The 14,392-nt window shown below is 39.5% G+C and carries 9 protein-coding genes; 6 read left to right on the plus strand and 3 right to left on the minus strand.

Annotated features, from left to right (window positions below; translation table 11 throughout):
* Window positions 1-975 precede the first annotated feature (975 nt).
* The 3 genes from IEV74_RS09040 (at window position 976) to IEV74_RS09050 (ending at window position 7,632) form a co-directional block, all read left to right on the plus strand.
* Entirely contained in the window at window positions 976-5,340 is a 4,365-nt protein-coding gene (locus IEV74_RS09040) for a S8 family peptidase (RefSeq protein ID WP_308418987.1), read from the plus strand.
* A 427-nt stretch (window positions 5,341-5,767) separates the two neighbouring features.
* Complete coding sequence (locus tag IEV74_RS09045) at window positions 5,768-6,832, plus strand: lactonase family protein (protein WP_188455060.1); 1,065 nt, start codon at window positions 5,768-5,770, stop codon at window positions 6,830-6,832.
* Between the two features lie 125 nt (window positions 6,833-6,957).
* Window positions 6,958-7,632, plus strand: a complete 675-nt coding sequence (locus tag IEV74_RS09050) for a hypothetical protein (RefSeq protein ID WP_188455061.1) — start codon at window positions 6,958-6,960, stop codon at window positions 7,630-7,632.
* A 183-nt stretch (window positions 7,633-7,815) separates the two neighbouring features.
* Here IEV74_RS09050 and IEV74_RS09055 read toward each other — a convergent pair whose 3' ends face one another.
* Both IEV74_RS09055 and IEV74_RS09060 read right to left on the minus strand, forming a co-directional pair.
* Window positions 7,816-8,571: a TerC family protein gene (locus tag IEV74_RS09055; RefSeq protein ID WP_188455062.1), complete on the minus strand. Its 756-nt coding sequence runs from the start codon at window positions 8,569-8,571 to the stop codon at window positions 7,816-7,818.
* 164 nt (window positions 8,572-8,735) lie between these two features.
* Window positions 8,736-9,665 (minus strand): S66 peptidase family protein, encoded by a 930-nt coding sequence (locus tag IEV74_RS09060; RefSeq protein WP_188455063.1) that lies wholly within the window; start codon window positions 9,663-9,665, stop codon window positions 8,736-8,738.
* A 407-nt stretch (window positions 9,666-10,072) separates the two neighbouring features.
* Here IEV74_RS09060 and IEV74_RS09065 point away from each other — a divergent pair, with 407 nt between their 5' ends.
* Window positions 10,073-10,558, plus strand: a complete 486-nt coding sequence (locus tag IEV74_RS09065) for a DUF1259 domain-containing protein (protein WP_188455202.1) — start codon at window positions 10,073-10,075, stop codon at window positions 10,556-10,558.
* A gap of 215 nt (window positions 10,559-10,773) precedes the next feature.
* On the opposite strand, the gene IEV74_RS09070 is transcribed toward IEV74_RS09065, so the two are convergent.
* A complete protein-coding gene (locus IEV74_RS09070) occupies window positions 10,774-11,007 on the minus strand; it encodes a hypothetical protein (RefSeq protein WP_229683110.1) in 234 nt (77 codons plus the stop codon).
* A gap of 203 nt (window positions 11,008-11,210) precedes the next feature.
* Here IEV74_RS09070 and IEV74_RS09075 point away from each other — a divergent pair, with 203 nt between their 5' ends.
* Together IEV74_RS09075 and IEV74_RS09080 are read left to right on the plus strand one after the other, a co-directional pair.
* A complete protein-coding gene (locus IEV74_RS09075; RefSeq protein ID WP_188455064.1) occupies window positions 11,211-13,562 on the plus strand; it encodes a xanthine dehydrogenase family protein molybdopterin-binding subunit in 2,352 nt (783 codons plus the stop codon).
* Window positions 13,559-14,386: an FAD binding domain-containing protein gene (locus IEV74_RS09080; protein ID WP_188455065.1), complete on the plus strand. Its 828-nt coding sequence runs from the start codon at window positions 13,559-13,561 to the stop codon at window positions 14,384-14,386. Before IEV74_RS09075 ends, IEV74_RS09080 begins: the two co-directional genes overlap by 4 nt.
* Window positions 14,387-14,392: the final 6 nt, after the last annotated feature.

Below are 14,392 nucleotides of genomic sequence, written 5' to 3' on the forward strand. Positions count from 1 at the left end.
GAAAGAATTATTGAATAAATATGAGTAATTGATGATTTTGAGAATGGAATTGCAGCAAGTGTGTAAAAAACTACAAGCTGAAAATCAAAATCGTGAATTATATTTTCATATGAATAATGAAGAAATAAGGATGATTGAGCAGCCATATATAGGGGGAAGAAGAAAATTTGAAATTTGACATGGATGATCACTTGCCCTTGATGGTTTTCCACCAATCGATATTAAAGTAGAAAATCGCCTAGCGAGCTAATTACGAAGCATTAGATAAGGCACATACACAGAAAGAGTATGATGGCCGTATTAACACACATCGTAAACGATAGTATACACTCTCATCTTATGGGAGGAATGATATAATAAGCCATCTGAACCCTAGATATGGGTTGGTTTGTAAGTAAGATGGGAGTGAAAATGCTGTTTTATTGTGACTTTTATTCCAGAACTATTATCCACAGTACATAATTATGGGCCAAAAAGGGCAATGGACTGTACTTAAAAAAGTCCTGTTTTTTTTGGAATGATAAATGTAAAATTATGACTAAATATAGTAGATCTGCCTCATTTTTATATGCAAAAATGTATTAATACTTAATATTCAAGTTTAATTATTATATTAGTATGGATTTAGTTGCATAGTTTGCTCTATCATCGGGACTATAAACCCATGGAGTAAATGTGAAAAAATACTACTAATCTATTAATTTGTAAGACTCAGGTAATAATCGACATGATTCGACTATATATCACTTTTCTATCTATTATAATCAATTTAACTGCAAAGATTATTCACACACCGCTAGTTTTTCGGAATCGACACGATTTTAGAAAAGGAGGATAGGGGTGTTTTTTGGTAGATAAGGGAGTATATAATTCCATATCTTTGTGAGAGGACAAAGCCTGTCGCAAAATAACCTGTGGGTACATTTTGGTATACAGGTTTTGTCAGTAATTTAAAATTTGTGGGGAGGAATTGCCTTGAGATCGAAGAAAAAGCATCAGGCAAGGGCATTTAGTATTGCGGCTTCATTTTTGATGACATTTTCTCTACTTGTACCAGGAGTTTCACATGCAGAATTAAGTAACAATAAGCTTTATCAGTCATTTAACGATTCTAACAAAACAACTGAGGTAAAAGTAAGTGATCGTTTACTGACTGAATTTAAAAATGATGAAAAAGTTACGTTCCTCGTGAAGTTTAAGGAAACAGCAGAAGTTGAAAAAGTTGCATTTGAAGCAAAGAAAAGTGCAAATGAAGCCAACTTATCAGCACAGAGGCAGGAACATATCCAACGTTCAGCAGTTATTGCCGAGTTAAAGTCAACTGCTTTAACTTCACAACAAAATGTGAAAAAGTATGTCAAACAGGAAGTTGAAAAAGGGAATGCGGATAGTTTCAACTCGTATCATATTGTCAATGGGATGGCAGTAACAGCAACAAAAGAAGTGGCAGAAAAAATTGCAGCATTTGCAGAAGTTGAAAAAATCCTACCAAATGAAACTCGTGAATTGTATACAACGGTTTCAAAAGATGCAAAAGCACCTGAATCTGAAATTGCGAATGTAGAATGGAACGTGGAGCGTGTTGGTGCCCCTGCGGTTTGGAACATGGGATTTGATGGAACAGGTACGGTTGTTGCAAGTATAGATACAGGGGTTGATTGGGATCACCCAGCATTAATGGAAAAATACCGCGGTTTCGATGCTGCAACAGGTGAAGCTGATCACACATACAGTTGGTTTGATGCTACTGCTGGGCGGGAAGAGCCATATGATGATCAGGGACATGGTACACATGTAACAGGAACGATGGTTGGTAGTGAAGCAGATGGATCAAACCAAATTGGTGTTGCACCCGGAGCTAAATTTATTGCGGTTAAGGCATTTACAGCAGATGGCGGTACAGATGCTGATTTATTAGATGCTGCACAGTGGATTATGGCACCAGGTGGAGATGCTACAAAGGCTCCAGATGTTGTAAACAACTCATGGGGTGGTGGACCTGGCCTTGATGAGTGGTATCGTGACGTTGTTATTGCATGGAGAGCGGCGGATATTTTTCCTGAGTTCTCTGCTGGTAATACAACATTTATGAACCCAGGTGGACCCGGGTCGATTGCTACCCCTGCAAATTATCCGGAATCATTTGCAACGGGAGCAACCGATATAAACGATAATTTAGCTAGCTTTTCATTAGAAGGTCCATCTCCATATGAAGGGGATATTAAACCAGATATATCGGCACCAGGTGTAAATATCCGCTCATCTGTACCAGGTGGCGGCTATGAAGGTGGCTGGAATGGAACATCAATGGCAGGGCCCGCTGTATCAGCAGTTGCTGCATTGTTGATTCAAGCAGATTCCAGTTTGAGTGTTGATGAATTGGAAGATATTATGCTGAATACAGCAATGCCGTTAACAGACACTGAGTATCCAGAAGCTCCAAATATGGGGTATGGATATGGTTTAGTGAATGCATATGATGCCGTTTCCTCCCTTGTAACAGGACTTGGGAATTTGGCAGGCCAAGTTACAGAAGAAGGAGAAGATACTGAAGCACCTGATTTTGAACATGATGCCCCAGTAGAAATATATGAAGGGATGGATTTGGATTTAAGCCTTCAAGTTTCTGACAATGTAAGGGTTGACTCTGTCGAGGTAATATACGGGGATGGAAAATCTGTTGAAGCGCTACGTGTGGCTGGTGATTCTAAATCAGGTGAATATGCTGCCACTATTCCAGGAGAGGATATAGCTGGGGATATATTCAACTATCACTTTGTTATCAATGATTTTGGAAATAATGAAGTGACGAGTGATGACTATGTAATAGCTGTTCATCCAGGTATTACAGTTGGTTATTTTGAAGACTTTGAAGCCACACCTGCTGGATGGACCTCCTATGGAATGAATAATTATTGGGAGTGGGGTAAGCCAACATTTGGACCGGACAATGCATACTCCGGAGAAAATGTGTATGGTACAAACCTAGACGGAGGTACCTCTTTAATGAGTGCTTCAAATCTGGGAATGCCCCCTATTGACTTGCCGGAAGGGGAATCTTATCTCCAGTTCAAACAATGGTATAGTTTTTATATGGTTGGTGATATTGCAGTTTCTCTTGGATATATAAGAATTTCCACAGATCAGGAAAATTGGACAAGAATAGGAGAATTCGGTGGAGACGGGGATAGTAATGGTTGGATTAATGGAGAAATCTCTTTATCCCAATATGCTGGCCAGCGTGTGTATATTGAATTTGAATATGTGAGTCTAGGCAATATGGATAAACCAGGCTGGTATTTGGATGATGTAGCATTGAGCGATACAGCAAATTCCAATGCGAATCAACTTGGAATCCTGCTGCCAAAAAATGATAAAAATTCATTGAAGAATACTAAAGTTGATGACATTTTGGGAACAAATAATACGAAGGAAAAACAGCCAAAGGATAACAATAAAGAACTGGAAACGAAAGTAAAGAACAATAATAGTGTGCCGGGAAAGGTTGATTCGCAAACCAAAGAAAGTAAAACCAAAAATAGGAGTAATGAAACTAATACTTTGCCTTTGGCTGCAAGTGTTAGTGTATTGGAATCCGGCAGATCCGTGAACACAGATCCTGCAGATGGAACCTATACCATGTCTCACGCAGCAGGTGACTATACCGCTGTAGCAGAAGCATATGGATTCCATTCTGAAGAACAGTCTGTGACCATTAATTCTGATGGTACGACAGAAGCTAATTTTATATTGGAAGAAATTGATCAATATACTGTAAATGGAACGATTACCAATGAAGCAACAGGTGAGCCTGTTGAGGGTGCTACTGTTATGCTTGTGGAGGATGCGAATGTCGACCCTGTTACAACCGATTCTGAAGGGAACTTTACGTTAACTGCTTATGAAGGAACGTACACATTAAGAGTTGTAGCAGCTGGTTACCATAGAACAGAGGTTGAGTTTAATCTTGATGGGGAGGATACGATTGCAGATAGTACGCTGGAACCACTTTATACCATACCAGGGGGAGAAATCGGCTATGATGATGGAACTTTCGAGAACGGTCGTATATGGAATGAAGCAGGAAATGGTTGGGCAGTGAAGATGTCATTGCCGGAGGGGGAAGAGTCCGCTATCGTAACAGATGGTGTATTTAAATTTCATGATACTTTTCCGATTCCAGGTGGGACAGGGTTCGCGGTTGAAGTTTGGGATGCTACAGGTCCTGATGGAATGCCGGGCGAAAAACTGGCAGGTCCAATTGAGGCTGAAGCAAATCGAAGTTTGGATGAATGGACAGTTGTAGATCTAACTGGACATTCGATCCAGGTCGATGGTGATTTCTATATGGTGTACATTCAAACAGGAGACAATTCTAATGTTCCGGGGTTAGCGTCAGATCAAAATGGGCCAAATGCAGAACGCAGCTATCAAGTTATAGATGGCTTATGGTCACAGGCTCCTGTACAACATGGTAACTTTATGATTCGTGCACGTGTTAGCTATGAGGTGGAAGAACCGTTGATTACCTCTCCTGCTAAAGACTTGATCACGAATGAGTCGGAAATTACAGTTAAGGGAACAGCATCTGACCAAACTTCTTTGCAATTATTGAATAATGGGGAAGAAGTAGCCACTGTAGAGATTGGTGAAGATGAAACCTTTTCTATACCAACAGAGCTAACGGAAGGAGAAAATGAATTCACTGCGGTAACATTACTTGATGGTAATCCTACCGCTGAATCAGAACCAGTGACAGTAACACTAGATACAGAAGAACCGGAATTGACTATTGACAGTCCTGTAGACGGGGACAATATAAGTCGCGAAACAGTAACTGTTGAAGGCACTGTCGCGGATACCAATCTCGACTATGTGGAAGTAAATGGCCAAGAAGCTGAAGTTACGGATGGAAACTATTCCAAACGTATCCTGCTTGATGAAGGTGAAAACAATATAGAAGTTGTTGCTTCGGACTTAGCAGGAAACTCAACAAAAGAATTAGTAACGATTGATGTTGATTTCACTGCACCGGGAATTGAAAACCTGATACCAACAAAGGATGTTTATATAAAAGCAGGTGAGAGTGTGAAATTTGAATTTGATAGTGAGCCTGGGTTAAGAGCAACATACTTTATCCGCATGCCATTAACAAATACAATGAACAATTTCACAGAGCTCCCGATGATGGAAACATATGAAGGACACTATGTTGGATACTGGACAGCAACAAGCAACGCTTTAGCAGAAGGTGCTGTTATTGAAGTCAAAGTGAGGGACGACTTTGGTAATGAGACGCGCGAAGAGGCAGAAGGTAAATTGTTTATTAATATTGAATGATTGGGTTGAGTTAATCCAAGGTGTGGAAATTTCTGCTTCCGCTGCAGTTTATAAATAGAGTTCGGTCAAAAATATTACACAAACCCATGCAACTATTGTAAAAAAGACATCTAACAGATGAAAAATGCGGGATAATTTATTCCGCAACACGGGCAGCACCATGTAATATATGTGTTAAGACCTTATTATGTCAGCGTTTATTAAATATATGGAAGGTCCTCCGTTACGTTATATAACCTAACGGAAGACCTTTTTGTTAATCCTGTGTAAAAATTTATAATTAAGTTGTAGAAATTGGAATGGGATTGTATGATGAAGTTGAGAAAGACGTATATATATATGTGAACTTTCACCTAGTGAAGCAGTTGTTGGTTGAATAGAATCAAATTAATAATAATTTCAATTTCATCCCGAAAGGAGCCCATACATGAGCAAATCCAGCAATACCCTAATCGGTTACATCGGAACATACACAAAAGGAAAAAGTACCGGAATTTACACATTCACATTTAACACAGAAATACCCAAAATCACAAATGTAAAGGAAGCAGCCCATTTAGGTAATCCCACATATCTAACCATTAGTCGAGACAACAGTTATCTTTATTCTGTAAAAAAGGAAGGTAAATCAGGTGGTGTAGCAGCTTATTCTATAAACCGTGATACAGGAAAGCTGAAACATCTAAACAGTCAAATAGCAGAAGGACCATCACCCTGTCATATAAGTGTTGACAGTGAAAATAGTCAAATCGTTACGGCGAATTATCATAAAGGTACCGTAGAATTATACGAAATAATGAAAGAAAATCAAATGGTTGCAGCTGCATCATCCGCTATTAAACATACTGGTTCCGGTCCCAATAAAGATAGACAGGAAAAACCACACCCCCATTATGCAGGGTTTACTCCTGATGAAAAGTTTGTTTCTGTCATCGATTTAGGCATTGATAAATTAGTTACATATGTGATTAATAGTGGGGATTTAAATGAAGTGAGCAGTTTATCTTTTAAACCGGGCAGTGGTCCCAGGCATCTGGAGTTTCATCCAAATGGGAAATATGCTTATCTGATGACAGAGCTTAGTTCGGAAGTGATTACGTTAAACTACAACAGTGATAATGGCAGCTTTATAGAAATTCAATCCATTACTTCCATTCCAGAAGACTTTACCGAGAATAATCAAGGAAGTGCAATTCATGTCTCATCTGATGGCCGTTTTGTGTACGCAGCAAACAGAGGGCATAATAGTATGGCTGTATTTAGTGTGGATCAGGAATCAGGGGAATTGACATTTGTTGAATCCGTTTCTACGGAGGGGGATTGGCCACGGGATTTCACGATTGATCCAACTGGAAGATTTTTAATCGCTTCCAACCAAGCATCTGGAAATCTTGTATTATTTTCAAGAGATGTTTCCACAGGCAAATTAACTTTAATACAATCTGATATATCTGTACCATATCCAGTATGTGTTAAGTTTTTAAACGTTTAATAGATGTGACGCCTAGTACCAATATTAAAGATAAAAGCTCATATATATTTAACCTGCAGAAGGAAAATGTCCAACGAATGTTGAAATAGTTATAGAATCTGAGGTTCGTGTTTGGGGGATAATCAATGTTTGTCGGTCACTATTCTGTTAGTTTTGCTTTAAAAAAAGCTGAGGTAAGCATTCCTTTATGGAAATTGTTTTTGGCGGTTCAATTTATTGATATTATATGGGCTATATTTGTATTTTTAGGTCTAGAAAAAGCGGAAATTGATTTGCATTCTTTAGCCGCAAGTCCGTTAAACTTGTATTATATGCCTTTTACACATAGTGTATTGGGCGCATTATTTTGGGCGATCGCCGTGTTCACGTGTACAGTGGTATTCTCTGAGTCAAAAGGTCCTATTAGGTGGAAAATGGCAATGATTTATTCGATAGCAGTATTTTCCCATTGGGTACTTGACTTTATTGTTCATCTTAATGACTTACCTCTTTGGGCTAATTCGTACAAAGCTGGTATAGGGTTGTACCAAAGTGCCATTGGAACCTTTCTTGTGGAAATTATTCTATTGATCGCAGGTGTAATCATTTACTTTAGGGCTGTCCGTCATCACCAAAAGGTTACGAAAATATTTTTGTTTTTTATCCTGTTTTTAATCGTGCTTTGCTGGAATTCCATTTGGGGTATAAAACCGCCTACCACAAATATTGCCGCAAGTTTCCTGTTAACCTGTTACCTGCTAACCGCATTCATTATTTACCTTATTGAAAAGAAGCAGCGTTTGAGGGAGAATTCAGTTTAATTAAGGGAATGCATACGTTCTAACGGAATGATTGGAGTTGTTATTACTGAAATCTAATTTTTTAAGACCATACAAAATAAAAGTGTACTTCTGTATTAATAAGTAATCCGGCCGTTTCGTTTAGAAAATAACAAGAGGAGAAGTTCGTTAGGATTTATAACTCCTGATTATGCTTCTCACTTTTTAGCTCTTTTTCGATTGTTTTTTCCCCGATAGAAACCATCCAATGACAGCAATGCCTATAAGTACTCCCCAGAAAATAATTGTCCAAACTGTGCTATGTGGGAATGCTTCAGGTAGGACCCCAACTTTTTTATGGGATAGTGTGATCACAGCAAGTTTTACACCGACCCATGCAACGATTAAAAAAGCAACTGTTTCCAGACCGGGACGTTTGTCAAGTAGTTTCACAAACCAGTCTGCCGCGAATTTAATCAAAATTAAACCAGCCACAGTACCAGCAACAATTATCGCAAATTGTCCGCCATCTAAACCACCAAATTGGGGGAGCGGTGTTTTGGGTAATGTGACGGCAAGCGCAACAGCAGCAAGAACGGAATCAATTGCAAAGGCAATGTCGGCCACACCAATTCTTGCTACAGTAGACCAAAAACCCGCTTTTTTATCTTCATTGTTTTCTTGATCTTTATCGGAACGAATATATTCTTTGTAAATATGTTTGGCACCTATGTAAATGAGGTATACCGCACCGATTGCTTGGACCTGCCAAACATTTGCCAAAAACGATATAAGAAAGATAGAAGCAAACCGAAATATAAATGCCCCTAATATACCATAATTGATTGCCCGCTTCTTTTGGTCATCAGGTAAATGCTTAGCAATCACAGCGATTACGAGTGCGTTATCAGCAGATAGTATCCCTTCCAGCCCGATTAAGATTAATAATGTCCATGCATACTCAATCCAAATTGTATCCATATACCTTGGTGCCACCTTCCAATAAAATACTGAACTTATTCGTGTAGTATACGCAAATTCATCTAAAAAATACTGTGGCAGCACTGTTTATTGTTGCCCCCCTTATATGATGCTTGGGTTAAACAAATTTGGTGAAAATGCAGCGGGACAGTGAACAAATGTTTTTAAACCTGCATGCTTACGGTTGGTTCAATTACCGTTAACGTATTATTCATCGTATTCAAATTAGCTATTGCTCCTATTGGAATCGCGGCTTTATATGTTCCGTGTGCCGTAGCAAGATTAGTCATAAGCGGCTTGCCAAGCGGAACCATAAAAGTATAAATCAAATCATCGTAAGTCATACCGTAAGCCTCAGGACAATTCGTGCATTCTCCCATGATAATGCCAATGCAATCATTGAACTTACCAGCTAACTTTAAATGGTTCAGATATCTGTAAACGGTATTGATCGGTTCATGGGTTTCTTCTATCAGAAGTATGCTTCCTGTTGTATCGATTTCGTAAGGGGTTCCCAGGTTATCTACAAAAGAGGTCAGATTACCCCCGACAATTGGACCTGAAACATTACCCTGGATTCTGCTTACAAGAGGGATATCCGGGGGATTTTGTATTTGTCTAGGTGAAGTTATTGTAGACGTAGCGGTAAAAAATTGATTCACATTGTACATGGGAACTTCCGATGCGAAGTCTACGAGCATTAAACTTTGGAAAGTAATTAAATTGGCATATTGATACAGGACATTTAATAATATTGTTATGTCGCTGTAGCCGGATACAATTTTCGGATGGCTTGCGATTAGAGAAAAGTCAAGGTAAGGAAGAATTCCGGCTACTCCTACTCCTCCTCTGGTTGGAAGGATCATTTTTACCTGGTCGTTTTCAAACATGCTCATTAAGTCAAAGGCCCGTTCCTGATCTGTGCCCGCAAGAAATCCATTTTGGGAATAGACATACCTTCCTACTATCACTTGAAATCCCAAATTTCTTAACAGCTCAATTCCCGCGTTAATAACACTGGCATCCAGTGGACTGCCTAAGGTAACAATCCCGATAGTATCCCCCGGCTGTAAAATAGGCGGTTTTATCGCCATAGCTTCTCCTCCTTCATGTATCCCTTTAAGGCTCTGTTATTAATATATGAAAAATATGGGGGTATAGAATGAAAAAGCCAAGCAGCGTTGTATTTTCATTGGATAAAGAGGCATATCAAGCATAATTTTCATTGTCAGGATTCTGCTCTGAAATTTGATATTTAAGCACAGGACAAATCTCATCTGACATACATAGAAGTGTGCGGTTAATTTGTTGGAGGTGCAAACAGTTGAATACGGAGTGGGAAGACTATTTAGAGATCGCAGGAAATTGGTTGGACGAAGTTGAGGCATCAGTGAAGGATTTAGAGGACTTCGCGGAAAGGAATGCTTTTGAACAGAAAGTAACAAAACTTAGGGAAGTAATGGATATAGATAGACAGAATGAAACAGTAATTATGGAATTAATGAGGGACGTGGATTATATCTGTGGGCCATTTCGCAAGGCGCTCTCGGAATATGACGAAAATGGGGAAAATGTAAAAAATCGAAATGTAGATCAAAGCATTTGTGATAAATTCGGCAAAATTCTAAACGGAAAAGGTAAAGTGGAGGATAATAGCGTGTGTTCGGTTAAATTTAAACGCGACATCCCCGTAAAGTTCAAGGGGAAACCCAGTACCACCGTGTTTTCGGCGAATGTTCTTTTTGAATCATTGGATGAGGAAGGGAACGCATTAAATATTGGCGAGATTGCCCTTCTGCAAGATGAGGTACCTAATTTTGTTAAAGAAATTGCTGGTCAGGGAATTGTTGTAGGGGCCATTCATAATCATTGGATATTTACGGATCCAATCATTATATACGTCCATTTCCAGTCAATTGAACCTCCATTAGAGTTTGCGGAGAAAGTTGCAAACGCGTTTTCTACCTTAAGAATACCACTTGTTTAATTAGGGGCTTGTGATTGTCATTAAATAATTGCCTTTATCACGTTAATTGGAAAACTAGTATTATAAAAATTCATTCGGTCCGAAGTTACTCGAGATAATTTCTTATAATAAAGTTAAAGGGTGAGGGAAGGAAATATACGAACCTTAGCCAAAAGCAAATAAAAGTAATTACTAACTTATTTCCCCCCTTGGGTAAGGAATCCAAGGGGGGAGATTCAAAAGATGTTACCTGTAACAAACCAATGAACAATTATTCCAGCCGCCCCAATAATTATAGCCCACCAGCCAAGGGCATTCGCTTTACTAAAGGCTGTAATAAGTCCAAGAACAATTGCAACGATACCAAACAAAACAGGCATGGTAAAAAAAGAGATAATACCTGCTGCAATACCAATCCATCCCATCCATAAAGCTGAGTTATCTCTTCTATCATCCATTACTTCGGCCATTAGGTCACCCTCCTTTTTTCCGTTAGGATTCGCCCTTCTTTTTAAATTTATACGTAAGTCCTTCCAACATTTTCATCAGGAACTAAAATTCAATTCACTACAGTAGCCCTCTTCTCCAGTGGCTTTTTAGGGATGCATAATTATTTAGCCGCTTGTAAATACTACTTCAAAGTGTGATTTCACTATAATAACGGAGGCTTATCATGAAGACAGAAAGTTACACGGTGATTGGTAAAAGTGTTCCTCGTGTGGACATGCCGGATAAAGCATTTGGAAGAACTAAATATACGAATGATGTAACGATTCCAGGTGTATTGCACGCAAAATTACATACTAGCACCCGCGCACATGCGGTAATTAAATCAATAAATCTCGCCAAAGCATGGGAAGTTCCCGGTGTTCGGGCAATTTTAACCGGGGATGCATTTCCATTTCCCGTTGGTCCCATGCTGGCAGATCGTCCGCCCTTAGCAGTTAATAAGGTAAGGTATTGCGGGGAACCTATTGCGGTTGTCGTTGCTGATAATATACATCAAGCGAAAAAAGCAGCCACGCTGATTGATGTGGAATATGAGGACCTGCCTGTTGTTAACTCACCTGCAGAGGCTATGAAAAGTAATGCCCAGCTCATACATGAAAACTTAAGTAATTATAAGGTTCAGGTTAAAGGGGTTTATCCAACGCCAAATACAAACATAGCTAATCTAACAAAAATAAGAAAAGGAAATATGCAAACCGGATGGGAAGCTAGTGATATAACGATTGAATCAAGGGTATCATTCACCCCAGCTGATCATGCTGCACTTGAGACAAGATGTGCAAGGGTTGAGATACTGTCAAATGGCCGAGTGATGGTTTACTCATCCACACAGGGGCCATTTTATGTCAGGAAATTGCTTAGTGAATTCTTTCATATCGATGCGGGAATGATATCTGTTCAAACCCCATTGGTAGGAGGTGCTTTTGGGGGGAAAGGTACTGTCCAATTAGAATTCATTGCCTATTTGGCATCTCGGGCTGTGGGCGGTAAGATGGTGAAAATCGAAAATAGTAGAGAAGAAGATTTGATTATGTCTCCTGTCCATATAGGGCTCGATGCAAGCGTCAAGCTAGGTGCAACAAAAGATGGGAAGTTGAAAGCGGCAGAAATTAAATTTTTATTTGATAGTGGTGCTTATTCAGATACTGGGGCTGGAATTAGTAAGGCAGCAGCAAGTGATTGTACGGGACCATATGCGATAGAAAATGTTCATTGTGATTCCTACTGTGTCTACACGAACCACCCTTATGCTACTTCCTTTCGCGGATTTGGGCATCCGGAATTAACATTTGCGGTGGAGAAAGCAATGGATAAATTAGCTGCAAGACTACAGGTGGACCCATTCGAACTACGTCTGCTTAACGCGATCGGACCAGGGGATACAACCCCAACCCAGGTTAATTTAAATGCAAGTAACATTGGTGATGTTTCATCATGTTTAACTAAAATCAGGAATTTAATCGGATGGAACCCCAATAAAAATGTCCAAACAACTAGGGATGGAAAAATACGAACCAAAGGAATTAGCTGCTTTTGGAAAACATCAAGTACGCCTCCAAATGCGACTGCCGGAGCTGTTTTAACATTTAATACAGATGGCAGTATTAATTTAAATTGCGCAGCGGTAGAACTTGGACAAGGAACAAAAACAGTGCTGGGGCAAATTTTAGCCGAAAAGTTAAAAATGGATACGAAAGATATTCACGTTACCCTGGAGGTTAATACACAGTATGATCCGCATCAATGGAAGACAGTTGCCAGCAGTACAACGATGATAGCTGGACGAGCTGTGCTGGCAGCAGCTGAGGACGCAATCAAGCAATTGAAAAATGTTGGTTCTACCGTTTTAAAATCTTCACCTGAAGATCTTGATATTGCTAAGGGACGAATATTTTTAAAAGATAGTCCAGAATACGGCGTAAAAATTACGGACGTTGCTGTAGGGTATAAATATCCGAACGGGAATACTGTAGGAGGATTAGTTGTTGGAAATGGGTCTTATAATGTAAGGCATTTGACACCTTTGGATCCGGAAACTGGTTTTGGAAAGCCTGGTCCACAATGGGGTGTTGGAGCTCAAGCGGTTGAAGTAGAGTATAATCCAAAAGATTACACATATAAAATAGTAAAAGCGGCAACAGTTCTTGATGCGGGAAAAGTAATAAATCCCCAAGCGGCAATTGGACAAATGCGTGGTGGAATGTATTTAGGATTAAGCTGGGCTACCCGGGAATCTTTTACTTTTGATGACAAAGGGATTGTATTGAATCCTCAATTACGTACGTACGATATCCTTCGAGCCAGCGAAACCCCGGAGTATTTAGTGGATTTTGTTGAAACACCATTGGTTGATGGACCATATGGAGCAAGGGGCATGGGAGAATATGGCGTGATTGGGATGGCTGGTGCATTAGCAAATAGTCTATCGGCTGCGTGTGCGGCAGATTTAAATCAATTACCGCTAACTCCGGAATTAATTTGGAAGCTTGTAGAAGGAAAAGGGGATGTACAATGATTCCTATTGATTTTGAATATTATAGACCTTCCACAATTATAAAAGCCGTGCAGCTTTACCAGGATTTAACCGGGAATCAGAAGCAAACTATTTTTTATGGCGGCGGGACTGAAATCATTAGCCGTGCGAGAATGAATGAAATTTCTCCAAATGCTGTAATTGATCTGAAGAATATCCCCGAATGTAATGTATTAAAAAAGGACACAGAAACAATTACCATTGGAGCAACAGTTTCCCTAACACAAATAGCAGATTCTGCTGTATTTCCATTACTAACTAATGTGGCACGGTCCATTGCATTCCGGACTGCACGAAACAAGATAACAATTGGCGGGAACCTTACAGGCGATATTATTTACAGGGAGGCACTTCTTCCCTTTTTGCTTACCGAAAGTGAGGCTGTAATTGCTGGCAGGGAAGGAACAAGACAGGTAGTCATAAGTGGAAATGGGATCAAGCTTAACGAGGGTGAATTTATCGTTCAGCTTGTTACGAATAATAAATTTGCCCAATACAGACATATCAATCATAAAACAACGAAACAATCAAAAGTTAATTATCCGATTGTATCCATAGCATCCATTCTGGTGGATGATCAAATTCGTGTTGCATTTAGCGGTGTTTGCGCCTATCCATTTCGTCTAAACCAAATTGAGGAAGCATTAAATGACGTAACAAATTCTCCAGGAAAAAGAATTCAAGCTGCGATTGACCTGCTTCCAGCCCCCATATTACATGATGCACAGGCCTCTAGTGAATACAGAGAGTTTGTACTGAAACAAGCACTGCAGCAATTACTGGATAATTTTGAAGGGGTGTCTTGATGATAC

Origin of the sequence: Virgibacillus oceani, assembly GCF_014638995.1 — a bacterium.
In the GTDB taxonomy this organism is placed as follows: domain Bacteria; phylum Bacillota; class Bacilli; order Bacillales; family Amphibacillaceae; genus Virgibacillus_E; species Virgibacillus_E oceani.